The sequence below is a fragment of the Rhodococcus sp. KB6 genome (assembly GCF_001445685.1).
Lineage (GTDB): Bacteria > Actinomycetota > Actinomycetes > Mycobacteriales > Mycobacteriaceae > Rhodococcus_F > Rhodococcus_F qingshengii.
On record NZ_LNAK01000151.1, the window covers coordinates 40059 to 65653 of the forward strand.

At 63.2% G+C, this 25595-nt stretch carries 23 protein-coding genes; 19 read left to right on the top strand and 4 right to left on the bottom strand.

Annotation, left to right across the window (positions count from 1 at the left end; translation table 11 throughout):
- Positions 1 to 178 precede the first annotated feature (178 nt).
- The 9 genes from eccCa to ASU23_RS25905 all read left to right on the top strand — a co-directional run bounded on the left by eccCa (position 179) and on the right by ASU23_RS25905 (position 10859).
- Positions 179 to 4183, top strand: a complete 4005-nt coding sequence (gene eccCa / locus ASU23_RS25865) for a type VII secretion protein EccCa (protein ID WP_058039111.1) — start codon at positions 179 to 181, stop codon at positions 4181 to 4183.
- Positions 4180 to 5682, top strand: coding sequence for a type VII secretion-associated protein (locus tag ASU23_RS25870; protein WP_050655861.1), 1503 nt, complete (start codon positions 4180 to 4182; stop codon positions 5680 to 5682). Before eccCa ends, ASU23_RS25870 begins: the two co-directional genes overlap by 4 nt.
- 184 nt (positions 5683 to 5866) lie before the next feature.
- The gene (locus ASU23_RS25875) at positions 5867 to 6172 is read left to right on the top strand and encodes a WXG100 family type VII secretion target (protein ID WP_003940986.1); all 306 of its coding nucleotides are present in this window, start codon (positions 5867 to 5869) and stop codon (positions 6170 to 6172) included.
- Between the two features lie 100 nt (positions 6173 to 6272).
- Positions 6273 to 6566 carry a WXG100 family type VII secretion target gene (locus tag ASU23_RS25880; protein ID WP_003940975.1) on the top strand — a complete coding sequence of 98 codons (294 nt, stop codon included), beginning with the start codon at positions 6273 to 6275 and terminating at the stop codon, positions 6564 to 6566.
- 290 nt (positions 6567 to 6856) lie between these two features.
- Positions 6857 to 7300, top strand: a complete 444-nt coding sequence (rplM, locus tag ASU23_RS25885) for a 50S ribosomal protein L13 (protein ID WP_003940842.1) — start codon at positions 6857 to 6859, stop codon at positions 7298 to 7300.
- The gene (gene rpsI, locus ASU23_RS25890) at positions 7297 to 7806 is read left to right on the top strand and encodes a 30S ribosomal protein S9 (protein ID WP_007728596.1); all 510 of its coding nucleotides are present in this window, start codon (positions 7297 to 7299) and stop codon (positions 7804 to 7806) included. The genes rplM and rpsI overlap by 4 nt, the downstream gene beginning before the upstream one ends.
- 154 nt (positions 7807 to 7960) lie before the next feature.
- Positions 7961 to 9298 (top strand): phosphoglucosamine mutase, encoded by a 1338-nt coding sequence (gene glmM / locus ASU23_RS25895; RefSeq protein WP_007728598.1) that lies wholly within the window; start codon positions 7961 to 7963, stop codon positions 9296 to 9298.
- Positions 9299 to 9408: 110 nt separating this feature from the next.
- Positions 9409 to 9714, top strand: coding sequence for a hypothetical protein (locus ASU23_RS25900; protein WP_003941002.1), 306 nt, complete (start codon positions 9409 to 9411; stop codon positions 9712 to 9714).
- A gap of 80 nt (positions 9715 to 9794) precedes the next feature.
- Positions 9795 to 10859, top strand: a complete 1065-nt coding sequence (locus ASU23_RS25905) for a hypothetical protein (RefSeq protein WP_253741488.1) — start codon at positions 9795 to 9797, stop codon at positions 10857 to 10859.
- A gap of 235 nt (positions 10860 to 11094) precedes the next feature.
- Here the strand turns inward: ASU23_RS25905 and ASU23_RS25915 are convergent, their stop codons facing one another.
- Positions 11095 to 11934 (bottom strand): dienelactone hydrolase family protein, encoded by an 840-nt coding sequence (locus tag ASU23_RS25915; RefSeq protein ID WP_003941000.1) that lies wholly within the window; start codon positions 11932 to 11934, stop codon positions 11095 to 11097.
- 112 nt (positions 11935 to 12046) lie between these two features.
- Here ASU23_RS25915 and glmS point away from each other — a divergent pair, with 112 nt between their 5' ends.
- Complete coding sequence (gene glmS, locus ASU23_RS25920) at positions 12047 to 13909, top strand: glutamine--fructose-6-phosphate transaminase (isomerizing) (RefSeq protein WP_003940837.1); 1863 nt, start codon at positions 12047 to 12049, stop codon at positions 13907 to 13909.
- Positions 13910 to 13962: 53 nt separating this feature from the next.
- Here glmS and ASU23_RS25925 read toward each other — a convergent pair whose 3' ends face one another.
- Complete coding sequence (locus tag ASU23_RS25925; RefSeq protein ID WP_003940908.1) at positions 13963 to 14334, bottom strand: plastocyanin/azurin family copper-binding protein; 372 nt, start codon at positions 14332 to 14334, stop codon at positions 13963 to 13965.
- 38 nt (positions 14335 to 14372) lie between these two features.
- On the opposite strand from ASU23_RS25925, the gene ASU23_RS25930 reads away from it, so the two are divergent.
- The 7 genes from ASU23_RS25930 to tsaD all read left to right on the top strand — a co-directional run bounded on the left by ASU23_RS25930 (position 14373) and on the right by tsaD (position 20924).
- Entirely contained in the window at positions 14373 to 15806 is a 1434-nt protein-coding gene (locus ASU23_RS25930) for an NAD(P)H-hydrate dehydratase (RefSeq protein WP_058039018.1), read from the top strand.
- 55 nt (positions 15807 to 15861) lie between these two features.
- Positions 15862 to 17064: an alanine racemase gene (alr, locus tag ASU23_RS25935; RefSeq protein ID WP_058039019.1), complete on the top strand. Its 1203-nt coding sequence runs from the start codon at positions 15862 to 15864 to the stop codon at positions 17062 to 17064.
- Positions 17061 to 18113 carry an alpha/beta fold hydrolase gene (locus ASU23_RS25940; protein ID WP_058039020.1) on the top strand — a complete coding sequence of 351 codons (1053 nt, stop codon included), beginning with the start codon at positions 17061 to 17063 and terminating at the stop codon, positions 18111 to 18113. The genes alr and ASU23_RS25940 overlap by 4 nt, the downstream gene beginning before the upstream one ends.
- Complete coding sequence (gene tsaE / locus ASU23_RS25945) at positions 18103 to 18594, top strand: tRNA (adenosine(37)-N6)-threonylcarbamoyltransferase complex ATPase subunit type 1 TsaE (protein WP_003940673.1); 492 nt, start codon at positions 18103 to 18105, stop codon at positions 18592 to 18594. Before ASU23_RS25940 ends, tsaE begins: the two co-directional genes overlap by 11 nt.
- Before the next feature lie 107 nt (positions 18595 to 18701).
- Positions 18702 to 19385 carry a tRNA (adenosine(37)-N6)-threonylcarbamoyltransferase complex dimerization subunit type 1 TsaB gene (gene tsaB / locus ASU23_RS25950; protein WP_050655849.1) on the top strand — a complete coding sequence of 228 codons (684 nt, stop codon included), beginning with the start codon at positions 18702 to 18704 and terminating at the stop codon, positions 19383 to 19385.
- 10 nt (positions 19386 to 19395) lie between these two features.
- A complete protein-coding gene (rimI, locus tag ASU23_RS25955) occupies positions 19396 to 19890 on the top strand; it encodes a ribosomal protein S18-alanine N-acetyltransferase (protein ID WP_058039112.1) in 495 nt (164 codons plus the stop codon).
- Complete coding sequence (gene tsaD / locus ASU23_RS25960; RefSeq protein WP_054827677.1) at positions 19887 to 20924, top strand: tRNA (adenosine(37)-N6)-threonylcarbamoyltransferase complex transferase subunit TsaD; 1038 nt, start codon at positions 19887 to 19889, stop codon at positions 20922 to 20924. The genes rimI and tsaD overlap by 4 nt, the downstream gene beginning before the upstream one ends.
- An 18-nt stretch (positions 20925 to 20942) precedes the next feature.
- Here the strand turns inward: tsaD and ASU23_RS25965 are convergent, their stop codons facing one another.
- Entirely contained in the window at positions 20943 to 22532 is a 1590-nt protein-coding gene (locus tag ASU23_RS25965) for an Hsp70 family protein (protein ID WP_042922496.1), read from the bottom strand.
- A gap of 161 nt (positions 22533 to 22693) precedes the next feature.
- Here ASU23_RS25965 and ASU23_RS25970 point away from each other — a divergent pair, with 161 nt between their 5' ends.
- Complete coding sequence (locus ASU23_RS25970) at positions 22694 to 23254, top strand: potassium channel family protein (RefSeq protein WP_058039021.1); 561 nt, start codon at positions 22694 to 22696, stop codon at positions 23252 to 23254.
- Between the two features lie 19 nt (positions 23255 to 23273).
- Here ASU23_RS25970 and ASU23_RS25975 read toward each other — a convergent pair whose 3' ends face one another.
- The gene (locus ASU23_RS25975) at positions 23274 to 24989 is read right to left on the bottom strand and encodes a TIGR03767 family metallophosphoesterase (RefSeq protein ID WP_058039022.1); all 1716 of its coding nucleotides are present in this window, start codon (positions 24987 to 24989) and stop codon (positions 23274 to 23276) included.
- 233 nt (positions 24990 to 25222) lie between these two features.
- On the opposite strand from ASU23_RS25975, the gene groES reads away from it, so the two are divergent.
- Complete coding sequence (groES, locus tag ASU23_RS25980) at positions 25223 to 25522, top strand: co-chaperone GroES (protein ID WP_003940763.1); 300 nt, start codon at positions 25223 to 25225, stop codon at positions 25520 to 25522.
- Positions 25523 to 25595: the final 73 nt, after the last annotated feature.

Here is a 25595-nt window from a genome sequence, read left to right on the forward strand (position 1 = left end):
AATACGACATGAACTGCGCGCCTGTATCGGAGACAGCGCCGACAACAGGTGGCACCGACCCGAGTGTCGGTGTTGTGATCTACTCTCTTGCAATTGCGCGAGTACGCCTTGGGGGGCCGGCGGTAGTCGGACGAGGCGTCTGGCGGCAACAGCTGCAGCACCGATGGGGGTGGGTGAATTGAGCACTGTCAGATTTGCGCGTCGAGCACGCCGTGAATCGCCGCGCACACCGGGCGGCGAGGTGACGCTTCAGCCCCCACCGGAGATACCTCGCGTCACGCCGGGAAACCTACTGACCAAACTACTTCCGGTGATCATGGTGGTTGCCATGATCGGCATGGTGGCGCTGATGTTCTCTTCCGGCATGGCGCGCAATCCGATGTCCCTGCTGTTTCCGGTCATGATGATGGTGTCGATGCTCGGAATGCTCGCCGGGGGCGGTCGTAGCGGTGGAGCAAGAGCGTCCGAAGCGAACGAGGACCGCAAGGACTACCTCCGGTACCTGGATCAGATGCGTAGTGATGTTGCTGCGACGACTGGTGCGCAGCGTGCTGCTCTCGAGTGGAGCAATCCCGAGCCGTCGCTGCTCTGGACACTGGCCGGGACTGTGCGGATGTGGGAGCGTCAGATCACCGACTCGGACTACTGCCACGTTCGGGTAGGTCTGGGTACACAGCGATTGGCCACCAGACTCGTGTCTCCGGAGACCGGGCCGGTCGAGGATCTCGAACCCGTCGCTGCTGTCTCACTTCGGCGATTCGTCCGTGCACATTCGGTTGTGCAGGACCTGCCGACCGCCGTCTCGCTTCGCGGATTTGCTGCGATGTCCATCGAGGGGCAGAGAGATTCCGCTCGTGCGCTTGTCCGCTCGATGTTGATGCAGCTGTGCACATTCCACGGTCCGGACACGCTCCAAGTTGCGGTGGTGTGCGGTCCCGATACCGAATCCGAGTGGGAGTGGGTCAAGTGGCTCCCACACGTGCAACACCCGCAGTCTCAGGACGGCACCGGCACTGCACGCATGGTGTTCGGTTCGTATCTCGAATTCGAAAGTTCCCTCGGGGAACCGCTTTCGATGCGTGCTCGATTCGCTCGCAACACTCCAGCCAGTGCGGGCGTTCCGCATCTCGTGCTGGTCGTGGACGGTGGCTTACTCGAAGGTGACACCGGCCTGTTGTCCGAATCCGGGCTCGACTCGGTGACCGTCCTCGACCTCTGCGGGTTCTGCCCGCGGCTGGTGGCGACGCGTGGGTTGCGACTGGTCGTCGGTAGCGATCAGATCGGCGCGGTGAGCAGCGCAGGAGTTGAGAACTTTGCGAGGCCCGACGCTGCGACGACGAGCCTGGCGCAGGCGTTCGGCCGTCGCATCGCACCGTTCCGTGCGGCATCGCAGAATGCCGTCGACGCAGCTGACGACGACCGATCCCTTCGGACGTGGAGCCAGATGTTGGGGATAGGAAACGTTGCGAGGTTCAATCCTGAGCATGGCTGGCTTCCACGTCAGGGGCGCGACCGACTCCGTGTGCCGATCGGTGTCGGACAAGACGGAAACCCCGTCGAACTGGATCTGAAGGAGTCGGCCGAGAACGGTATGGGTCCGCACGGGCTGTGTATCGGAGCCACCGGTTCTGGCAAGTCGGAGTTCCTGCGAACCTTGGTGCTCGGCCTGATCGCGACCCACTCTCCCGACGCACTGAACCTCGTCCTGATCGACTTCAAAGGCGGTGCAACCTTTCTCGGCCTCGAGGAGGCGCCGCACGTTGCTGCGATCATCACCAACCTTGCCGAGGAATTGGCGATGGTCGATCGTATGAAGGACGCGCTCGCCGGCGAAATGAATCGTCGACAAGAACTGTTGCGTGCGGCAGGAAACTTCGCAAACGTGTCCGATTACGAGAAGGCGAGGCTGGCCGGCGCTGCACTAGATCCCTTGCCGGCACTCTTCGTGGTTGTCGACGAGTTTTCCGAACTGCTCAGTCAGCAGCCGGAATTTGCCGAATTGTTCGTGGCCATCGGGCGATTGGGCAGGTCACTTCACATTCACCTGCTGCTGGCCAGTCAGCGACTCGACGAAGGAAAGCTCCGGGGTCTCGACAGCCATCTTTCGTATCGCGTCGGGTTGAAAACGTTCTCGGCGAACGAGTCTCGTTCCGTCCTCGGCGTTCCCGATGCTTATCACCTTCCGGGCGCACCCGGTGCGGGATACCTGAAGTCCGATTCTGCTGAGATCGTTCGCTTCCAAGGTGCGTACGTGTCAGGCCCGTACGAGGGCGAGCGGATCGTGCCCACTCGATTCTCGGTCGATTCCCCCGTCGAACTGGCGCCGCTGCCGTTTACCGCGAAGCCCGTGATCGGACCAGAGGCCGTTGTCGTTCCCGTCGAGCCCGACGTCGTCGACATGGGTGAAATCGGTGACGATGCACGTACTCTCATGGGAGTCCTCGTAGACCGCATGCGCGGTCACGGTCCACGTGCGCATGAAGTGTGGCTCCCGCCGCTCGAGTCATCTCCGACGCTTGACCAGTTGTTGCCGCGGTGGGCGACCGGTGATCAACCTCGCGGAAATCTGAGCGCTCCCTTCGGCATAGTCGACAGGCCGTTCGATCAGCGCCGCGATCTACTCGTCGCCGATCTCAACGGATCGACTGGCAACCTCGCGATTGTCGGCGGCCCGCAGTCGGGAAAGTCGACGGCGTTGCGCACGTTGATCTTGTCTCTGAGCATGACGCACACGCCGGAACAGATTCAGTTCTACTGCCTCGACTTCGGCGGTGGAACGCTCCTCGGATTGAAAGATCTGCCGCACGTCGGATCGGTGGCAAACCGCTTGGATTCCGACCGCGTCCGGCGCACAGTTGCCGAGGTACTCGGTGTGGTCGCTAAACGGGAGCGACTGTTTCGTGACCTCGGCATCGAATCGATGGCCGATTTCCGTAGATTGCGAACAGCTGATCCCACCGGGGAAGGTGAGGCTGCGGGACTCCGAGAGGACCCGTACGGTGACGTCTTCCTCGTCGTCGACGGTTGGCCAAGCGTTCGTTCGGATTTCGAATCACTCGAGCCCCAGATCAACATGCTCGCCGGTCAAGGTTTGTCCTTCGGTGTACACGTGATCGTCACGACGTCGAGGTGGGCCGAGATCCGGCCGGCACTCAAGGATCAACTGGGTACTCGCATCGAACTTCGTTTGGGTGATCCGGGAGATTCGGATGCGGGTCGCCGGAAAGCCGGCCTGGTGCCGGAAGGTCGACCGGGTCGTGGCATCACTCGCGACGGACTCCACCTTCTCACCGGACTACCTCGAATCGACGGCCTACCGGGTAGTGAGAACTCGAGTACGGCTGTGGTGGCGACGGTTGAACGTATTGCAGCCATGTCGAATTCGCGTCCGGCACCCACCGTGCGGATGCTCCCGGATTTCTACTCGCGGGCAGAACTTCTCGAAGCTGTCGGGACCCGGTGGCCCTCAACGAGCGCGGCCGACGGTCGGTGCCTCACGGTGCCGATCGGGCTCGGTGAGACCGACCTCGCCCCGGTGTACATGGACTTCCGGGAACACCCGCACCTGTTGATATTCGGCGACACCGCGTGTGGGAAGACATCTCTCTTGCGTGGAATAGCCGAAGGGATCATCGCGTCGAACACACCGGCCCAGGCCAAGCTGATCATCGGTGACTATCGGCATTCCCTGCTGGGCGTGGTCGAAGGGAATCACCTCGGCGGGTACTCGGCGTCGTCGACGACCTTCGGTGAATTGATGGTCGACTTGGCTCGGATCGTCGCTGCCAGAATGCCGAACGCCGAAACAACGCAGCAGCAATTGCGGGAACGGTCGTGGTGGAGTGGGCCGGAGATTTACGTACTGATCGACGACTACGACCTTGTGGCCACACCGAGTGGAAATCCGGTGGCGCCGTTGCTCGAATACATTCCGCACTCCAAGGACATCGGTTTGCACCTGGTTATTGCCCGCCGTTCCGGTGGTGCGGCCAGAACACTGTACGAGCCGGTCATTGCGAGAATTCGCGACATGGCGCCGGCCGGATTGATCATGAGCGGAAGCCGTGACGAGGGAAATCTCGTCGGCACTGTCCGCGCGTCGGCGATGCCGGAAGGCCGTGGGGTCTACGTTTCCCGCTCGCAAACCCAACTTGTCCAAGTTCCGTGGATGCCACCGCTGTGACCGCTCCGTCCGCAGTGTCGGTCTCGTTACATTGGGGTGCATCGAATATCTGGGTCGTATCGGGTCAACGCGAATTCTGTTGCAGTGCAGACCTCCGACGCGAACCGGCGTCGGGCCCCGGTGCGGCCGGCGAGAATGCGATCGATTACATCGACGACGATTATGTCGACGTGGATGGTCGGGTTGTCCCGACAGTCTTGGAGGTGGCCAGGCTGATCTCCAGTGCGATGGACGGGTGCGGAATCGTCGACGCAGACATTCTTCATCTCAGTCATCCCTCGGATTGGGGTGCCCCACGCAGGCGGCGATTGCTCGATGCCGCACGTCGAGTGGCGCACGACGTCGTACTCGTTCCGACGTCGATCGCGGCGGCGAGGTCGGCTCATACGGCTTGGCGATCGCGGTGTGTCGTCCTCGAACTGCGAGGCGGAACGGTGGTCGCTTCTGTTGTCGCTGAGGTCGACGGTGAACTCCGAATCGACGGAACACAAAGTTCGGAGATCGCAGACGTTGCGGGGTTGTTTTCCGCAATCGGGGATCTATCGGTTCGGGACGCTGTGGTGTTGGTCGGGCCGAGCTCTCATGCTGTTGCGGCTTCGCTCGAACGGGGGTCGACGAATGTTCACGGCCACGCGAGCATCCGAATTCTGGACGAGAGCCGGGTGGCTGCGTCTCTGGTGGATCCTCAGACGCTCGTTCGCCAGACAACCGCGCGGGACAGTTCGGGACGAATTGTCGACAATTCGGCTTTCGGCGCCGGGTGGGTAGGCGATACGGATGGCGCGAAGTCGATTTCTGGCGCGGACTCGAATGCCTCTTCGCCGCGTCGCGTCGGCGGGCGGCGAAGAGGCCGTCGATGGTTCGCGGCGGCGCTTGCGGTGGTCGCCGTCGCCGGTGCGGTCGCAGCAACGGTCGTGGTGTCCACTCGCGATCGAGGCGATTCTCGGTTGGCGGGGTCGGTCGCAGCCACGGCGGAAGTCGAAGTCGAGATCGTGGAGGCGTCGAAAGAGCAGGAAACGCCTGCACCGAAGACTTCGATCTCGTCGATCGAGTCCGGGGCCACTCCGGAACTTACTCGTGTGGACGTGGGAAGCGTTGCGGCAGAATTGCCTTCCGATTGGAAGCTTCTGTCGCGAGGGACCTCGAGCGGGCGTACCGATTTGGTACCCGGTTCGGGTGCGGATCGCAAGATCGTGGTCATCGAGAAACGTCTTGCGGAAGGTGTGGGATTCGATTCCGTCGAAGCTGTTTTGCGTCAGCAGTTTTCGACGTTCGAGGACCCCTTGCGGTTCGCAGAGTTTGCTGTGCTCGACGATGCCGCAGGAAAACGGGCAGTGGTGTACGTCGAGTTTCCGGACGATTTCTCCGAGGTGCGTTGGCACGTATACGTCGACAACGGACGGCAAGTGAGTATCGGCTGCCAGTATCTGGTCGGTGAGTGGGGCAGTCTCGAAGCGGACTGCCTGCGGATGTGGCAGTCGGTCGAATTCACACCGTGACCGGATCGGTCGGTTCTGAAAATATTCTTCGGTCGGGCCGGAACCGTTGGTGCGAAGGTCGCGTCAAAGTATGTGTAGCGCACATCAGGGAGTTCCGCTCGACCCCGGTGCACATCCGACGGACAAAGCCCGTTGTGTGTGATCGCCGATACCGAACGGTACTCACCGAATCCAGGGGGACGACATGGGCTTTACCGCAACTACCGCTGAATTGATCGATTCGGCGGGGACCATCGACGGACATCTCGGTGACATCAGGGGGCTGGTCAACGCTGTTCGGTCGGAGGCCGACGCTTCGCACAATTCGTGGAACGGTGCGGCGCAGGTCGAATACGCAGGAATCATGGAGCGATACAACAGCGCGGCCCTGAAGTTGGACACAGCTCTGACCGACATCTGCGAGCAGATCAAACAGGCCGCGGGAACCTTCGACTCGACCGAAGACGACAACGTCAGCTCGCTTCGCGGCGCGACGGTGAACATGTCCTGACCGCCAGCACTTCATCGTCCGGTCAAGCAATCCTCAGCCAGTAGTTCTCACAAGTTAGTTCTCACAAGTTCTCTCCAGTCACACCGAACCGGGAGCAGTTATGTCCGACAGGATCAAGTACGACTTCGGCGGCCTCGCAATGCTGTCCGATCAGATGAAACAGCAGGCCAAAGCGATCAACGACAAACAGGGCGACATCAAGGTTGTCGTGGACAAGCTGCAAGCAGGCTGGGAAGGGGCAGGCTCCGAAGCGTGGAACGACGCACAGCGTCGCTGGGCCCAGGCTTCCGAAGAACTGAACATGGTTCTCGCGCAGATCGCCGGAGCGACGGCGAGCGGCTCGGAGAAGATGCAGGAAGCTGATCGGATCGCCGCAAACGGGTTCGGTCGCTGACAACATCCCATGCCGTGATGACACCCCGCCTGCCCCGGTACCGTCAGGTTGCCGGGGCAGGCGCATGTCGATCGCTCGCATCGCTGTGCTGGACGATGATGCTGTTGGCAGGAATGGCTGCGCTTTGACCTGGCAGCGGGTAGACCGGTATCGTCTATCGGTGGCGTGCCGTAGGGCTCCGGCAGAAATGCGTGGAGACCGGCGGTTCTCGGGTCTCAACTGGCCGCCGAGGATCGTTTACGCGATACGCACATGGTCAGCAGTGGAATGAATTAAGACGAGGAAGATCTGTGTCTACGTACACCCCGAAGGCCGGAGATGTGACCCACACGTGGCACGTCATCGACGCCACTGACGTGGTGCTCGGCCGTCTTGCCGTTCAGGCAGCGAACTTGCTGCGTGGCAAGCACAAGCCCACCTACGCGCCGCACATCGACGGTGGTGACTTCGTTGTCATCATCAACGCAGAGAAGGTTGCCATCAGCGGCAACAAGCTGCAGGGCAAGAACGTTTACCACCACTCCGGATTCCCGGGTGGCCTGAAGTCCCGCACTGTCGGTGAGGTCCTCGACAGGACTCCCGATCGTCTCGTCGAGAAGGCCATTGTCGGCATGCTCCCCAAGACGAAGCTCGGCCGCGCAATGAGCAGCAAGCTCAAGGTTTACGCGGGCCCGAATCACCCCCACACCGCGCAGCAGCCGGTGCCGTTCGAGATCAAGCAGGTCGCACAGTGACATCGCCGGAAGAGCAGAACGTGTCCGAAGAGAACATCGAAGCAGTGGAAGAGCTTGTCTCTGACGCAGTCGAGGTCGTCGAAGAGGTTGCTGCAGCTACGCTCGCACCGATCGTCCTCGATCGCCCGGTCCAGACCGTCGGTCGCCGCAAGGAGGCTGTCGTTCGCGTCCGGATGGCTCCCGGTACCGGTCAGTTCAAGCTCAACGGTCGTACGTTGGAGGACTACTTCCCCAACAAGGTTCACCAGCAGCTGATCAAGGCTCCGCTGGTGCTCGTCGAGCGTCCCGAGTCTTTCGACATCATTGCACTGCTGCACGGTGGCGGCCCGTCCGGTCAGGCAGGCGCACTGCGTCTGGCTATCGCGCGCGCACTCATCGAGGTAACCCCTGATGATCGTCCGGCCCTCAAGCGTGCAGGCTTCCTGACGCGTGACGCCCGCGCGGTCGAGCGTAAGAAGTACGGCCTGAAGAAGGCCCGTAAGGCATCGCAGTACTCCAAGCGCTGATGCTTTGCCGAGGTTGACCCGACGGGTCTGCTTCGGCACCTGTTCACCACAAGAGCGGGCGTCCATCGTTACCGGACGCTCGCTCTTGTGTTTCTCGGAGAAATTCCCTTCTCGAGTTCCCTTCTCGAGGTTCACAGGATTCAGGAGTCGTTCTATGGGTCGGTTGTTCGGTACTGACGGTGTTCGTGGACTTGCCAATTCGGATCTGACTGCAGATCTTGCATTGAGATTGGCAGTTGCCGCGGCGAGCGTACTGACAGCCGATACCGCGGACGAACGTCCGACCGCCGTGATCGGCCGCGATCCTCGCGCCAGCGGTGAGATGCTTCAAGCCGCGGTGACCGCAGGATTGAGTTCCGCGGGTGTCGACGTGCTCGACGTGGGTGTTCTTCCGACTCCGGCAGTTGCATACTTGACGGCAAAGCTCGACGCCAGTCTCGGTGTCATGATCTCTGCATCGCATAATCCCATGCCGGACAACGGAATCAAGATTTTCGCAGCCGGTGGACACAAGCTCGATGATGCTGTCGAGGTGGCGATCGAGGATGCACTCGACGGCACTGCACCGCCCGTCCTACCGACAGGTGCCGGGATCGGCCGCGTCCGTACGGTCGACGACGCCGCTCAGCTGTACCTTGCGCATCTGGCGAGCGCGGCGAGCGAGCCACTCGCTGGACTCACCGTTGTGGTCGACTGCGCCAACGGCGCTGCTTCCGCGCTCGCACCGGTTGCCTACGCGGCAGCTGGCGCTCGCGTCATCGCGATCAGCGCCGATCCCGACGGCCTCAACATCAACGACGGCTGCGGATCGACGCACCTGGAGAATCTTCAGAAAGCCGTAGTCGATCACGGGGCGGACCTAGGCCTCGCGCACGACGGCGACGCCGACCGTTGCCTGGCCGTCGACGAGACCGGAGCGGTGGTCGACGGTGACGCGATCATGGCAGTTCTGGCGATCGCGATGAACGACGCCGGCGAGTTGGTCGAGAACACTCTCGTCGCGACTGTCATGAGCAATCTCGGTTTGCACATCGCGATGCGCGAGGCCGGTATCAACATCGTGACTGCTGCCGTAGGTGACCGCTACGTTTTGGAGGAACTGCGCGCGGGCGGATACAGCCTCGGCGGCGAGCAGTCAGGCCATGTCGTGTTGCCGGCGTTCGGCACCACGGGCGATGGGATTCTCACCGGCCTCCGGCTGCTCGGACGCATGGCTCGCACGGGTAAGTCGGCATCCGCGCTGGCCGCAACGATGACAACCCTCCCGCAAGTTCTGATCAACGTGAAGGTCGGGGACAAGGCGACAGTCGCAGCATCGCCGTCGGTACTCGCAGCAGTCGCGGACGCAGAGCGCGTCCTCGGTGACGGTGGTCGCGTGCTCCTGCGCCCGTCCGGGACAGAGCAACTGGTCCGCGTCATGGTCGAGGCCACCGAACTTCCGCTCGCGCAGAAGCTGGCCGACGAGTTGGCCGAGATCGTCGGTTCGGTTTAGCCCCTCATTACGCGTTCGCGTTTTGAGGGAACGTAATTGCGCCCTGCTGCGTCCAAGGAGTCAAAGGCCGCTCGACGTTCGAGTGGTTCCGTTGAAACTTGGGAGCGCTCGTGGATGTCGACCGCGCTGGAACAGATGAATTGGCACGCCATGCGGTGTCGGTGGCCCAGGCTCTGCGCGATTCTGCCGAGCCGATCAGGCGTTTGCGATTCAGCGGTGCCGTTTCGGGCCGTGATTACGCCGAGCATGGAGCCGCGTTGGCGTCGGCATTGGCGGTCCTGAATTCTCGCTTGACTGGCCGTGCGGATCTTCTCGATGCGTTGGCGCGTCGGCTTTCCTCTTCGGCTGAGGTGATCGCTGAGGTGGACGGTCAGGGTGCGCAGCGATTGCGCGACTCCAGCGGGTCGGTCTCATGATACCGACGAGCGGTACCGCACAGGCAGTACCAAACGGCTCCTTGTGCGTCGAAGATATTCTTGCACTGCGTGATTCACGCGTGCATCCCGACGAAATCCTGGATGCTGGTGCGAGGGGATTGCAGTTCTTCGATCGATTTCACAACCTGGCCTCTCGGTTGGGCTTCGAAGAACGGATGCTTACGTCCTACGAGGATGCGTATCGCGCAGAGGCTGGTATCGATTTCGAGACACTAATGCGAGATGCGTCGGACATGGCCGCAGCGGTGGACGGTTCGGTCGCCGAGATCGCGATGCTGACGCACCTGGCGGAGAATCTTCCTGCAGTGTGGAATGTTTCCGGCGTGGGTGCGGTCGTAGATCAGGCCTTCGCGGCGCGGCGTGAAGCTCGGTCCGATGCGGATTCGGCGCCACTGTTGATCACGCTGGCCGACGAATTCGCGCGGACGGTTCGAACGGCTTTGGCAGACAAGGCTTTCAAGATGGCCGGCCTCGACCGGGCGACGATCGGCGGTCTGGGTGCGGGGGAGATCGACCAGCTGACTCACGTCGCTTCCGCCGGTCGTGGTGCGGCGCCATGGCTGGACACGGTTTTTCGTTCGGCGTATCTGGATACTCGCGACGAATTCGACAGGGCGTGTGCGGAGTGCGCGAGTGCGGTTGGTCATGCTTTTGACGCCGCGACCCAGTGGGTGACAGACGCGTTCACGTCAACCTTTCCGATCGCCGAGCCGAGTGCATCCGGTGTCGCCGCCGCTCCTGTCTCTTTCTCGATCGGCGGCAACACTTGGGGCTTCTCGATTGCGTCCGACGGTCGTGGGGTGAGTCTGGATGTTGCAGGTGCTGACGGGAACTCTGTGTCGGCCACCCTGGAGTTGAGCGAAAATGGTTGGCCGAGAATAGTGCTCGATGCCGATCCGGAGATGTCGCTGCACGAGGCGCGCCCGCAAGAAGCGTCCCAGCCTGCGACACTCCAGCCCGAAACTCCCGACCCTGAGATTCGCGAGCACGAGGTGCCGGTTGAATCCAACGCCGAGTTCTCGCCCGCGCCGGACCCGGAGCCGCCTTCCACAGTCCCCGACGAGTCGATCGTGGCTCCCGACGGAGAGACGGGCGCTGAGTTGGCCGGAGCTGGTCCGCTGTGAAGTCCGTTCACGCGCCGTTCGAAGCGATCCGTCGAACCCTCGATTCTCAACTCGACGACTTCCGTGAGCGCAGAGTGGCCGCAGCGAGCGCGGAATCGCGCCAGGAGCCGCCGTCCGAAACGACATCCGCCGAGAATGACACGGATGGGACCGTGAGAGCCGGCCCGTATCTGCGATCCGCGTCAGAGCCGACGCCGACGCCGTCGCCGCCGGAGTCGGTGGCGAGTACGGACTCCTACTTACGCAACAGCTGGCTGGCCCGCGCGTCGGAGTGAGGTTCGACCGGCAGCAACGGCGCCGTGTGCGGAATCTCGACATCGGGATCAGCAAAATCCTTGTACTTCTTGTCGCCGGTCAGATGGAACAACAGGAAGCCCGTGAGCAGGCACCGTGTGGCGGCCTGTGTCTTGCGCTCGGATCCACCGAGGCCCAGGGCGCCGAGGAGTCGGCGGCCTTCGATCAGTCCGGCGTCTTGGGCGTCGTTCACGGTACGTGCGATGACAGGACCGCCCCACTCCACGCTCAGCGGCCGGGCATTGCTGGTCAAGGAATCGACGTCGTCTTCGCCGGCGAGGATCAATCCGGGCGCTGTGATCTTCGACGCGTAGTTCTCCGCCTTGGGTGCTGTCGGGGCCGGGAACAGTGCGGCTACCGCACCGACATCCCCGCGCTGCGCTGCGGCCAGTACCGCCGCGCCCGCGCCCATGCCGTGACCGGCAAAGGCGACCCGATCGGGTTGGACGCTGATCTGTCCGGGGCCGAGTCGCACGCCGACGCAGATGTCGAGCGTCGCTCGAAGATCTGCAGCCAATCCGAGATGTGACGGGACCGGACCGCGTTCGCTGTCGGGCGCCGCTGCGACAATTCCCCAGGAAGCGAGGTGCTGGAGTGTCTGCTCGTACTTGTGGGACCCGACCATCCACCCGTGCGCGAAGGCAACGGCGGGGAGATTGAAACCGGTTTCCGGCGTGTACACGACACCCGGCTGTCCGGCCAGGGCGAGGTTGCCGCGGAGAACTCGGTGCGGGCCGCGCTTGGACAGCTCACGGGTCAGTGTCTTCAGTTTCGGTGCCACGGTTGAAGACGTTATCCGATGAGCCGCCTCGTGTATGCGGAGCGGACGCTGCAACCAGGTGCGGGAACCGCAAAATGCGCCCACCGCCGATGTCCAAGTACCCTGAGTCACCATGTGCGGAATCGTGGGATACGTCGGCCACCGCCCAGCTCTGGGCGTTGTGGTGGAGGCTTTGCGACGAATGGAGTATCGCGGGTACGACTCGTCGGGAATCGCGATTCTCGACGGAACCGGTGGGGTCGAGATCGAGCGTAAGGCCGGTAAGTTGGCCAACCTCGAGGCGGAGCTCGGCGAGTACGGTGCGGATCACTTCGTCGGTACGTCCGGTATGGGCCATACCCGTTGGGCGACGCATGGGCGTCCGACGGACCGCAATGCGCACCCGCATCGTGATGCCTCGGGCAAGCTGGCTGTCGTTCACAACGGAATCATCGAGAATTTTGCCCCGCTGCGTGCGGAGCTCGAGGCTGCAGGCGTCGAACTGCAGAGCGACACGGATTCCGAGGTCGCGGTTCACCTCGTCGCCCGGGCGTACGCCCAGGGGCCGACGGCAGGTGATTTCATCGAGAGTGCGCTGTCGGTGGTTCGTCGGTTGGAAGGTGCGTTCACGCTCGTCTTCACGCACGCTGATCATGCGGACACGATTGTCGCCGCGCGCCGCTCGACACCGCTCGTAGTCGGTGTCGGTGAGGGCGAGATGTTCCTCGGCTCCGACGTCGCTGCATTCATCGAGCACACACGCGATGCGGTTGAACTCGGACAGGATCAGGCAGTGGTGATCACTGCCGACAGCTACCGGATCTCCGACTTCGCGGGTAACGAGGCAGAAGGACGCCCGTTCCGCATCGACTGGGATCTCGCGGCCGCCGAAAAGGGTGGTCACGATTACTTCATGCTCAAGGAGATCGAAGAGCAGCCGACTGCTGTCGCCGACACGCTCCTCGGCCACTTCGAGAACGGGAAGATCGTCCTCGACGAGCAGCGGTTGTCCGATCAGGAACTGCGCGACGTCGACAAGGTGTTCGTTGTCGCTTGCGGTAGCGCTTACCACTCCGGTCTGTTGGCGAAGTACGCGATCGAGCATTGGACGCGTCTACCTGTCGAGGTCGAACTCGCCAGCGAATTCCGTTACCGCGACCCGGTTCTCGATCGCTCGACGCTTGTTGTCGCAATCTCGCAGTCGGGGGAAACGGCCGATACGCTCGAGGCTGTCAAGCACGCCAAGGACCAGAAGGCGCGCGTCCTGGCGATCTGCAACACCAACGGTGCACAGATCCCGCGTGAAGCCGACGCAGTCCTCTACACCCGGGCAGGACCGGAAATCGCGGTCGCGTCCACCAAGGCGTTCCTGGCGCAGGTGACCGCGAACTACCTCGTCGGTTTGGCTTTGGCGCAGGCTCGCGGAACCAAGTATCCGGACGAGGTCGCCCGCGAGTACGCCGACCTCGAAGCGATGCCCGCATTGGTCAGCAAGGTACTCGAGACGGCAGAACCGGTGCGCGCGTTGGCGCGCCAGTTCGCGCACGCGTCGACCGTGCTGTTCCTGGGGCGTCACGTCGGCTACCCGGTGGCGCTCGAGGGTGCGCTCAAGCTCAAGGAGCTCGCGTACATGCACGCCGAGGGCTTTGCCGCCGGTGAGCTCAAGCACGGCCCGATCGCCTTGATCGAGGAGGACCTTCCGGTCATCATCGTCATGCCGTCGCCGCAGGGCCGCGCTGTCCTGCACTCGAAGTTGGTGTCCAACATTCAGGAGATCAAGGCGCGCGGGGCGACGACTATCGTCATCGCTGAGGAAGGCGACACCGTCGCCGCGGCGCACGCGGATCACCTGATCGAGATTCCGGCGTCACCGACTCTGCTGCAGCCGTTGCTGTCCACGGTTCCGTTGCAGATCTTTGCGGCCGAGGTTGCCGCGGCGCGTGGCTACGACGTCGACAAGCCGCGTAACCTGGCGAAATCGGTTACGGTCGAGTAGCTTTCGCTAGAAAATCGGGCCCCGCAGTCGCAAGACTGTGGGGCCCGAGCGCGTTACGGCGTCTCGACGACGACGGTTCCGCGCATCTCGGGATGCGGTGTGCAGGTGTAGTCGTAGGTTCCGGGTTCGGTGAACGTGTAGGTGTAGGTTCCCGATTTCTTGAGCGGACTGCGGAGTTTGCCCTTGGCGTCCCCGAGGCCGTTGACGTCGTGGGCCATTCCGTTGTCGTCGAACACCCACGTGACCGTCTCGCCGACATTCACGGTGATGGACGCGGGGGAGTACGCCATCCCGGAGATGGTCACCACGGGTCCGCTGGCCGTCGTTTCCGGAGCCGGTGGTGTGGAGTCGGTGCCGGAACTGCACCCGACCAGACCGAGAGCGAGCACGAGACCCGCGATTGCCGGGCGAAGACGTGATTTCATGGTTTCGAGGGTAGCGACGGCAACTGAAGGGTTCCGACATGCGTGGGTACTACACAGCCGATCAGGTGCGAGCAGCTGAGGCGCCGCTGCTCGACAAGCTGCCCGACGGGGTGCTGATGCGTCGAGCGGCGTACGGTCTTGCGCGAGTAGTCGCGGACGAATTGCGTTCCCGTACAGGGTCGGTCGCGCATCGGTCGGTGACGCTGCTGGTCGGTACGGGCGACAACGGCGGTGATGCCCTGTGGGCCGGTGCGTTGCTCCGCAAACGAGGTGTGAGCGTGCGGGCCGTGTTGCTCGATCCGGCGCGCGCTCATCGGGCGGGCCTCGATGCTCTCTTGAAGGCCGGCGGCCGAGTCGCCGCCGAAGTCGGGTCGCCGGATCTGGTGATCGACGGCATCGTCGGGATTTCCGGGCACGGCGGTCTACGGCCTGACGCGGCCGATCTCGTCGGCCAGGTGGATGCACCGATCGTGGCGGTCGATCTTCCGAGCGGCGTCGACGCGAACACCGGCGCAGTGGACGGCCCGTCGGTGACCGCTGATGTGACGGTCACATTCGGTGCGCTCAAGCCGGTACACGTACTCGCGGCTCCGCTGTGTGGTCGTGTCGAACTCGTGGACATCGGATTGAGCGTCGGCGAACCCGAGTTCGGTTCGCTCGATCCGGCGGAGGTCGGTGCGCTGTGGCCGGTGCCCGGTCCGGAGGACGACAAGTATTCGCAGGGTGTGGTGGGCATCGTTGCGGGAAGTGAGCAGTATCCCGGCGCGGGCGTGCTCTGTACCGGTGCCGCGGTTACCGCGACCGCCGGCCTGGTCCGCTACGCCGGGCACGGCGCCACCGAGGTGCTCGCCCGGTTCCCGGAGGTGATTGCGAGTGAGACGTTCCGAGCCGCCGGGCGAGTTCAGGCGTGGGTGGTCGGCCCCGGTATGGGTACCGACGACGACGCCGCGCGACTTCTGGCGTCGGTGCTGGCTACTGATGTACCCGTTGTTGTCGATGCGGACGGACTTACCCTCCTCGCTCAGCGTCCCGAACTTGTCGCAGCCCGGACCGCGCCGACACTGTTGACGCCCCACGCCGGCGAGTTCGCTCGATTCACAACTCTTGGCGACGACAGGATCGCGGCCACGCGTGCTCTTGCCGCACGCCTCGGAGTCACGGTCCTGCTGAAGGGCCATACGACGGTGATCTCGGATCCCGGCGGTGAGGTGCTGGTCAACGACGCCGGCGGCTCCTGGGCATCGACGGCAGGTTCGGGTGACATCCTCTCCGGTGTGATCGGTGCGTTGCTGGCGGCGGGTCTGAGCCCTCTCGAAGCCGGGGCCGTCGGGGCGCGGGCGCACGCGTTGGCTGCGAACATCGCCGCTGCCGGCGGTCAGAGCGATGTCGCCGGAGCACCGATTTCGGCTTCACCCATGCTGGGAGGTCTGCGGGAATCGGTGCGTGTGCTTCGCTCTTTTGCCCTCGATTGAGGGTGTTCAAACCCGAACACGTGTCCGATTCTGCGTGGGTGGCAGGATTGTCGCCATGACGCTTGCCCAGGGAAGAGCACCGAAGGAGCCTGCGGAGGGGAAGGCGAGCCGACTCGACGACGCAGTAGGGCCGCAGACGGAGGCAGTCGTCGATCTGGACGCGATCGCGCACAACGTGCGTGTTCTGCGTGAATTTGCCGGGGATGCAGCGTTGATGGCGGTCATCAAGGCGGACGGATACAACCACGGCGCAGTTGCGGTGGCGCGGACGGCGCTCTCGGCGGGAGCCCGGGAACTCGGCGTCACCACCATCGCGGAGGCACTGGTCCTTCGCGAGGCAGGCATCACCGCTCCCGTCCTTGCCTGGCTGCACGGCGTCGACGCCGATTTCGGCTCGGCGATCCGATCGGACGTCGAGATCGGCGTGTCCTCCCCGCGACACCTGGCCGCTGTCGTCGGCGCGGCACGGGTTCTGGGACAACAGGCGACGGTGACGCTCAAGGTGGACACCGGTCTCAATCGCAACGGCGTATCGAGAACCGAGTGGCCGCAGATGCTCGACGACCTCGCCACTGCGCGGGACGAGGGCACGATCAGGCTGCGCGGAGTGTTCTCTCACCTCGCGCACTCGGACGAACCGCATCACGACGTCATCGACATGCAGAAGCAGCGTTTGATCGACGCGGTTGCCGACGTCCGCGCTCGCGGATTCGACCCCGAGGTCGTTCATCTTTCCAACTCCGCTGCTACAGTCACCCGTCCTGACCTGCGGTTTGACATGGTTCGGCCGGGAATCGCGATATATGGATTGTCTCCGGTGCCCGAACTCGGAGATTTCGGTTTACGACCGGCGATGACGCTGCGAGCGAAGGTGATTCTGGTGAAGAAGGTAGCCGCCGGAGAGGGCGTCTCCTACGGGCATCAGTGGGTCGCACCGCACGACACCACTCTTGCGCTGCTTCCCGTCGGCTACGCCGACGGTTTGTCTCGCTCACTGAGTGGCAAGTTCGAAGTGCAGTTGGGCGGTAAGCGTCGCCGGGCTGTCGGGCGAATCTGCATGGACCAGGTATTGGTGGACCTGGGTCCGGACGGTGACGGAGTTCGCGAAGGCGACACCGCGATCTTCTTCGGCAACGGCGATCACGGCGAACCCAACGCGCAGGCCTGGGCCGACGTACTCGACACCATTCACTACGAGGTCGTGACCGGGATTCGTGGACGCACTGTGCGTACGTACATCGGGGGAGAGACGTCATGAAGACTGCAGGAAAGATGAGCATTCTCGGTGGCCTGCTCAGCGCCGTGGCGCTCGGCTCGATGGCCGGCGTGAACGCATTCAAGACCGCGACGCGTCCGGGCCGGGAAATCTACGCGGACGAGGACTTCGACCTCATGACGCGCGACCGCAAGAGCACGGTGCGCACCGAGGACGGTGTCGAGCTGGCAGTTCGCGAAGTGGGACCGGACGACGCTCCGCTGACAGTCGTTTTCGTGCACGGATACTGCCTGAGTGCGCTGTCCTGGCATTTCCAGCGCCGCCAGCTCGAAGAGCGATGGGGCAACAAGGTTCGCATGGTGTTCTACGACCAGCGCGGACACGGAGACTCGGGCATGCCGCGTTCGAAGAGTTGTACGGTTTCTCAGCTCGGCCGCGACCTCGCGACCGTCGTCGAGGCCAAGGTACCCAAGGGACCGATAGTTCTGGTCGGTCACTCGATGGGCGGCATGACGGTACTCGCGCTCGCCGGTCAGCGACCCGAATGGTTCGAGGGCCGAGTCATCGGCGTGGGGCTGGTCGCGACGACGGCGGCAGGCCTGGCGGAGACCGGCCTGACCCGCAATCTGCAGAATCCGATCATCGACGGATTCCGGTTGGCAGTGCGCACCTCACCAGGAGTAGTTCAGCATGCCCGGGGCGCTGCGCGAGTATTGATCACGCCGATCCTGCGTGCGGCCTCGTACGGCACCGATGTCAGCCCACGGCTGCATGAACTCTCGGACGGCATGCTCGACCGCACCTCGGTTGTGACCATCGTCAATTTCCTGCGGACGTTGGAACTGCACGACGAGTCCGCTTCTCTCGAGGTCCTCGCGCACACACTGGCAGTCGTGATCTGCGGCGATCAAGACATGATGATTCCGTTCATCAGCTCCAAGCGTCTCGCTGCCGATCTCCCCGAATCCGAACTCGTGCGAGTTCACGGGGCCGGCCATCTGGTGCAGCTCGAGTTCCCGGCGATCGTGACGGACGCAATCGACAAGTTGGTGCAGCGAGCGCAGGTAGAAGAGCGGTCCGATGTCGGCTGAGAACTCCACGGGACTTCCCGTGTCCGGACAGATCACGTTGGAAACGGCCGAGGATACCGAGGCTTTCGGCCGACGCTTGGCGGCGGGACTTGTTGCCGGCGACCTGGTGGTGCTGGACGGTCCACTCGGGGCAGGCAAGACCGCGTTGACGCGCGGAATCGGCGCCGGGCTCGGGGTGCAGGGCCGGGTGACGTCCCCGACGTTCGTCATCGCTCGTGAGCATCGTCCGGGCACCCGCCCCGGCGGCGGAGTTCCCGTCGGCATGATCCACGTCGACGCATACCGGCTGGGAGACAGCGGACCGCATGCGCTCGACGAACTCGATGCCCTCGACCTCGACACCGACCTCACCGATGCAGTGGTGGTGGTCGAATGGGGTGGTGACGTCGTGGAAAGGCTCGTCGAACGGCACCTGCGAGTGCAGCTTCATCGGGAACCCGAATCGGATGTGCGGACTGCGAGTTGGTCCTGGACGTCGTGAAAGGGAGTTTGGTGTCACAGACGTCGTGAAACGGCGTTTCGTGTCACAGACGTCGTGACCCTCCCGGGCCGGAAGTAGTTCTTCACGTGCGGGTACCCTGAGAAATCGTGCTTGTTCTCGCAATTGACACCTCCACTCCGGCAGTCACTGCCGGAGTCGTCTCCCTGTCGGCTTCGTCACCGGACCCAGTGTCACCGGACGCAGAGTCACCGGACACAGTGGAGACGCTTGCCGTGCGTGTCACGGTCAATCCTCGTGCGCACGCCGAGGTCTTGACCCCTCACGTCCTCGAATGCCTCGCCGAGGCAGGGCTCACACCGGCCGACTTGAACGCCGTCGTCGTGGGTGTCGGGCCAGGGCCGTACACCGGACTGCGTGTCGGCATGGCGACGGGCGCTGCCTTCGGCGACGCACTCGGTGTTCCCGTGTACGGCGTGTGCAGCCTCGATGCGATCGCGGCTGCGGTACCGACCACACAGAGCCTGCTCGTCGTGACTGACGCGAGGCGTCGCGAGATCTACTGGGCGCGTTATGACGGAGGAGTGCGCGTCGAAGGACCGGCTGTGAATTCCGCCGGCGACGTCGATCCTTCGCCTTCGACGCTGATTGCCGGATCCGCTTCGCACGTGGACTTCTTCGATCTACCCGTCGACCCGGCGGAGACACCTTCACCGGCCGGGTTGGTGACAGTCGCTGCTCGCGAGATCCTGGCCGGCTCGGTTCCGGCCCCGCTGGAGCCGCTGTACCTCCGACGCCCGGACGCGAAGACCCTTGCAGAACGTGGCAAGTGAGACAGTGCAGATGAAATACAGCATCGAGCCGATGAACGTCGATGACACCGAACGGTGCGCGGAGTTGGAGCGCGCGTTGTTCGCAGGCGACGGACCCTGGAGTGCACAAGCGTTCGTCTCGGAAATTGCAGGCGCACATAATCATTACTTCGTTGCCCGGGAGCCTGACGGTCACGTCCTCGGCTACGCCGGAGTCGCATTGTTGGGGGCGTCGCCGAACATGGAGGCCGAGGTTCACACCATCGGTACAGATCCCTCGGCTCAGCGACTCGGAATCGGCGGCGCGTTGCTCGATGCGCTTCTGACTCTGGCGGATTCACGGCAGTGCCCGGTGTTCCTGGAAGTGCGCACCGACAACGAACCTGCCATCGCGCTGTACCGGCGCGAAGGATTCGAGATCGTCGGAACACGAAAGAAGTACTACCAGCCCAGTGGGGCAGATGCGTACACGATGAGACGGCCTGCCGTGCTCGGTGTCCGCGAAATTGAGGAGCAGCAAGCATGATCGTCATGGGTGTCGAAAGTTCTTGCGACGAAACAGGTGTCGGTATCGTCCGCTGGAACGGTGACGGAACCTGCGAATTGTTGGCCGACGAGGTGGCATCGAGCGTGGATCAGCACGCCAGGTACGGGGGAGTGGTTCCCGAAGTGGCCTCGCGGGCTCACCTCGAGGCGATCGTGCCGACGATGCGCCGTGCCCTTGCTGCCGCCGGTATCGAGAAGCCCGACGCGCTGGCCGTCACCATCGGACCCGGCCTGGCCGGCGCGCTGCTGGTCGGTGTAGCCGCAGCGAAAGCCTATGCGGCAGCATGGAACATCCCGTTCTATGCGGTCAATCATCTCGGCGGTCACGTCTCGGTGGACACTCTCGAGCACGGTCCGTTGCCCTCGTGCGTCGCATTGTTGGTCTCCGGCGGTCACACACACCTGCTTCACGTCGAAGATCTGGGCAAGCCCATTGTCGAACTGGGCACGACTGTCGACGACGCCGCCGGTGAGGCCTTCGACAAGGTGGCCAGACTGCTCGGACTCGGCTTTCCCGGTGGACCGGCACTCGATGCTGCTGCGCAAGAGGGAGATCCGAACGCAATCGCCTTCCCTCGCGGCATGACGGGGCCGCGCGATTCGCGGCACGACTTCTCGTTCTCGGGACTCAAGACGTCCGTCGCGCGCTATGTCGAATCGAAAGAGCGCGCAGGCGAGACCTTTTCGATCCCGGACATCGCTGCCTCGTTCCAGGAAGCGGTTGCAGACGTCCTGACGATGAAGGCAGTGCGTGCAGCCAAGGACGTCGGGGTCGACACGTTGGTTCTCGGCGGCGGCGCCACGGCCAATTCGCGTATCCGCTCACTCGCCGAGCAGCGCTGCGCCGAAGCGGGCATCACGTTGCGCATTCCGAAACCTCGACTGTGCACGGACAACGGCGTGATGATCGCATCGTTGGCCGCTCACCTGATCGGAAACGGCGCAGGCCCTTCGGAATTGAGTGTTGCGACGGACCCGGGGCTGTCGGTCTCCGTCAGCCAGCTGATGCACTGAAAATCGGCCGACTGAGAATCAGCCGACCGGGGCCGGTTCCCGATCCGGTGTGGTCGCGGGACCGTTTTCGGGCATCGAGGTATTCGGTTCACCGGGCTTCGTCGTCGGATCACCACCACCAGGGGTAGTGATTTCGGTTTCGGTGGAACCAGATCCAGGAGTCTCCGGCGTCGTCGGGTTCTCGCCGCCGCTCTCACCCGGGCCGAGACCGCCGCCGGGGTTTGCCTCGGTCGGATCGACCGGGGGCGTCGCCTCGGTGTCTGGTAGCGTCGGCCACCACGCCGGTGGATCGGGCAGCGTGATTCCGGGAATGGTCGGCCAATTCGGAGTGGTCGTTGTCGTGGTCGGCGGCGTGGTTGTCGTCGAGGTGTCCGGGATCGGCGCAGGCGGAAGTGTGTACTGATGCGTTGTGTACGAGTGCGTGTCGTAAGGCTGCGAGTCGAACGGGGTGGTGGGATACCCGTACCGAGGATACGTGCTGCCGGCTACCGAAGGCAGAGGATCATGAGACGGAATGATCGTCGATCCGGTGCTCGGTGTCGCTTCGGGGCTCACCGTCGTCGTGGTCGACCCGGTTCCGACGGGCGAGACCGCGGTGTCGTCGGTCGGAACCAATTCCTTTGCGCCGTAACCGAGTACCAGTCCGCCGACCACGAGCGCACCGATCAACGCTCCCGATACCTTGGCGGTGGATCCGGAGCGCTGGTCACTTCCGGAGCCCAGCAGCGGGAAACGAATTGCGGTGATCGAATCTGCAAGGAGTGCAGCACCTTTGGTTGCCGCAGTCTCGGGCTCGACGATCTCGACCATGGGGACGTCGACGGCAGCGGCGACGGCGGACCGCACGGCCGGAATGTGTGCGCCACCGCCGATGAGTACAACGGCACCGACGGGCCGCGGTGAGCCCTTCACGACTTCACGGATGAAGGTGACGGCGCGCTCGATATCCGGGGCGATGATGGCCTCGAACTCGTCGCGCGTGATCGCCATCGCGTCGATCGGAAGGTCGATGGTCACCTTGGTGGACGTGGACAGTTGCTCTTTGGCGACATGGCACCGGGCGGCAAGAAGTTCCGCGTCGGTGTACCGGCGCAAGTGCCCTGGCGCCTTCTCCGTCACGAAGTCGACCAATGCCCGGTCGATTCCGGCCCCTGCGAGGGCGTCTATACGGTCGGAGTGCAGAACTTCACCGGTGTGGTCGACGACGGACACCGTCAGACCTTGATCGCCGACGTCCACCTGAGCTGTCGTGTCGTACCGCTCGGTTTTCCCTGTCTCGGCGAGATACGCGTGTACGGCGGCAGGTTCGGGGATTGCACGGACCTGCTTCGGCGAGCGCGAAAGAGATGACCTGATGCTCGCGAGTTGATCGTCCGTGCGATAGCTGACACCGATCGAGCGCGGCGCTTCAGATCCGTCCGTTACCTGCGTCGTCATCAGCTTGATGGATGCTCTGACAAGGTCACCGACGTTGGAATTGGCCTGATCCGCCGAGACGAAGCGAGTCTCGGCAGGCACGGCGCCTGGCGCGTTTGTGCTGGTATCGGTGTCGACGAGTGCTGAATAGACACCGGAAGATCCAGTGGAAATTCCCAGTGAACAACTCATCGCACACCTCCTCACAGTCAATACCGGTCAATGTTCAATCGATCGCCGTTATATGAACGTTACAGAAGGTTCGTGAGGATTGCTCAGTGCTTTTCGTCTCCGTGACGTCCTTTTCGGACCGAAAGGGTGGTTTTACCTGCGAAATTGTCGATCATTGATTCATGCGGAAAAAAGGCGATTCTCCCCACATCGACCGGGAACGACGACGCGCGCTGATCCGTGGTGCAGTGCTTCGACCCACGCTGACGGTGATCGCCTTCGGGTGCGCGTATTTCTTTCTGCCGTGGATCGATGTACATACCGCCAGTGCAATCTTCCTCTTGATCGGTGGAGGCGCCGCGGTACTTGCCGTGACCACCTGGCAGGTGTGGCGAATTCTGCGTTCCGATGTGCCATCTCTGCAGGCGGTTGAAGCTGTGGCGGTGGTGATGCCGACGTACTTGTTGTTGGTGTCCATCACCTATTTTTCGGTCGAGCATGCAAGCCCTGGCAGTTTCACCGAACCGCTGTCGCGTATGGCGGCGCTGTACTTTTCGTTGTCCGTCTTCTCGACAGTCGGATTCGGTGACATCGCCGCGCAGACGGACCTTGCCCGGGGGCTCGTGAGCCTTCAGATCGTCTGCAATCTGGTGTTGATCGGATTCGGCGTTCGATTCGTCGTTGCCGCAGTGTCGTGGGCGAAAGCGCACCGCTTGCCTTCGAGCGGACCTGAAATCACCTAGGACACTGCGGCAATCGGAGTCATCGTCCGGTGTGGACCAACAATTCGACGTTCTGGTCGACGCCGGTACCCGTCAGCTTCGGGTCGCGGTGGATGTCGTTGAACGACAGTTCGCGGTACAGCGAGGCGAGCCCGGCTGCCGACTTGTCGCTGTAGTCGACGGAATTGGGACTCTCCGCCTCGAAGAGCGTCGCAAGCAACGACACCGTTCCGTCATGGTTGTCCGCGATCTCGATGATGCGTCCGAGTTGCGGGTAGTCGATGTGCGAGGCGGTGTTGATCTCCCAGAAGCCCTGCTCGGGGGTCGCGCCGGGCCACGGGGTGATCTTGTTCTCGTGGGTGTGTCCGTTGACCCAGGCAAGTACGTTCGGGAAACGATGCAGCAAGTCGAGAAGCTGTGAACCGCGCAGGCGTGGCTCGAGGACGTTCTCGGGGTCGGGAATGAGATTGTCCATCGTGTCGCTCGTGTGGTGACTGAACAGCACGAAATACGTGTCACCTCGCGACTCGGTGACGCGAGAGCCCGCGGCGTCGTAGTAGGTGCTGCTGCCGGCGCGCAGGGTGTTCTCGATCCACTGGAACTGAGCGGCGCCCAGCGAACCGTCGACGAGGCCCGCGCGGTTGGTGGAGTCCATGCTGATGCCGACGACGCCCGGTGCGATCTCGAACGAGTAGTAACCGATACCGGTGTCGCCGGCGTCGGGGGCGAAACCGTGTCCGACGGGTCCGGGACCGGTGTGCGCGGGATCAAGATGTGCGGCGATGAACTGTCGCGGTGTGAACGGCGCGCGCGACGGGTCGGGGGTGACCTGGCGCGGCGGCGTCGTGAAGGCGGACAGGATTCCGGGTATCGCACTGGGATCGAACTTGGTGGCGACGTCGATCTGCTTGGCCTGCTCCGGTGAACCGGGCACCTCGAACTTGAGAGATCCCGTGTACATCGCTTCGAGCGGCGGGATGCCGCTGGGCACCGTGCCGGACACCGAATCGTCGTGGTTGCCGAACACGCAGTACCAAGGGGTGTTCAGGCCGGGGCTCGACACGGGCGTGAAAGCGGCACCGAAGAAATCGGGGATCTCCGGGAATCCGGCCTTCTTGTACATGTCGAGCATCGGTGACTCGGGGTTCCAGTAGAGATCGGCACCCGAGTTCTGTACACCCTCGTAGCGGTCCTTGGCACCGGTGTTGGCGACGACGGTTCCGCCGTTGAGTGAGGTGAGGAACCAGTCGAGTTCGGCGAATTCCTTGTTGTCCGTGTTGTCGCCGGTGGTGACGACGGCATCGAAGGGTCGCGACGTGTGCGGGCCACTGACGATCGAATTGACCCGGCGGACAAGTGAAATCAGCCCGTGCGCCGTCAGGGTCTCCTGGGGGCGGAACGCCGAGCCGGTGATCTGGTGGACGTACTCGAATCGCATGGGGGACTGGGCGTCGACGATGTGGACGTCGGTCAACTGCACGAGTGAGGCGAGCGCGGTGCGTCGGTCCTCGCGTCCCGACTTCGGCTCGGCCAACTCGCTGCGCACGATGTTCGCCCAACCGGGTCCGGCGGTGAGCTTGGTGTAGCCGCTGCTGCTGACGGGGGTGGACACGGACTCGAGAGTGGTGCCAGGACCTGACGTCGGAATGGTCGACGCGCCTGCATATTGCAGGCCCCACGGCTTGCCAAGGCTGACCGCGCCGACGGCGCCGAGTCCGGCGAAGGTCAGAAAACTACGGCGATTGATGTTCGTCACGAAGTGAACAATAGGTGAACGTGGTGGACGGCTGTCCTGTTTCGCTCTGGACGAAGAGAAAAATGCGCCCAGTCCTTGAGGGTTGGCACTCTCACGTATAGAGTGCCAATTGACGCTGATCGAGTTCCGGCACCCGCGACGACGGGACTGCAGTGACGCGCCGTAAACGGCATACCCAAACAGCTGTCCGAGGATCGCCTCGGACGCACATACCCCAAAGTGGAGGGCTCATCGTGGCGAGCGTCAACATCAAGCCGCTCGAGGACAAGATCCTCGTCCAGGCCAACGAGGCTGAAACGACGACGGCTTCCGGCCTGGTCATTCCTGACACAGCCAAGGAAAAGCCCCAGGAGGGCACCGTCGTTGCAGTCGGCGAAGGCCGCGTCAACGAGCAGGGCAACCGCATCCCGGTCGACGTCAAGGAGGGTGACACGGTCATCTACTCCAAGTACGGCGGAACCGAGATCAAGTACGCCGGCCAGGAATACCTGATCCTGTCGGCACGCGACGTGCTGGCTGTCGTCTCCAAGTAAGACACACGTGATCCGCCCCGGAGTCCACACAGGATCCCGGGGCGGAATGCGTTCACGCCCCGAAGATTCAGGA

Coding starts and splice junctions, on each gene's coding strand:
- ASU23_RS25875 (WP_003940986.1), top strand. CDS start 5,867: ATGGGCTTTACCGCAACTACCGCTGAATTGATCGATTCGGCGGGGACC.
- ASU23_RS25880 (WP_003940975.1), top strand. CDS start 6,273: ATGTCCGACAGGATCAAGTACGACTTCGGCGGCCTCGCAATGCTGTCC.
- glmM (WP_007728598.1), top strand. CDS start 7,961: ATGGGTCGGTTGTTCGGTACTGACGGTGTTCGTGGACTTGCCAATTCG.
- glmS (WP_003940837.1), top strand. CDS start 12,047: ATGTGCGGAATCGTGGGATACGTCGGCCACCGCCCAGCTCTGGGCGTT.
- ASU23_RS25925 (WP_003940908.1), bottom strand. CDS start 14,334: ATGAAATCACGTCTTCGCCCGGCAATCGCGGGTCTCGTGCTCGCTCTC.
- ASU23_RS25930 (WP_058039018.1), top strand. CDS start 14,373: ATGCGTGGGTACTACACAGCCGATCAGGTGCGAGCAGCTGAGGCGCCG.
- alr (WP_058039019.1), top strand. CDS start 15,862: ATGACGCTTGCCCAGGGAAGAGCACCGAAGGAGCCTGCGGAGGGGAAG.
- ASU23_RS25940 (WP_058039020.1), top strand. CDS start 17,061: ATGAAGACTGCAGGAAAGATGAGCATTCTCGGTGGCCTGCTCAGCGCC.
- tsaE (WP_003940673.1), top strand. CDS start 18,103: ATGTCGGCTGAGAACTCCACGGGACTTCCCGTGTCCGGACAGATCACG.
- rimI (WP_058039112.1), top strand. CDS start 19,396: ATGAAATACAGCATCGAGCCGATGAACGTCGATGACACCGAACGGTGC.
- tsaD (WP_054827677.1), top strand. CDS start 19,887: ATGATCGTCATGGGTGTCGAAAGTTCTTGCGACGAAACAGGTGTCGGT.
- ASU23_RS25965 (WP_042922496.1), bottom strand. CDS start 22,532: ATGAGTTGTTCACTGGGAATTTCCACTGGATCTTCCGGTGTCTATTCA.
- ASU23_RS25970 (WP_058039021.1), top strand. CDS start 22,694: ATGCGGAAAAAAGGCGATTCTCCCCACATCGACCGGGAACGACGACGC.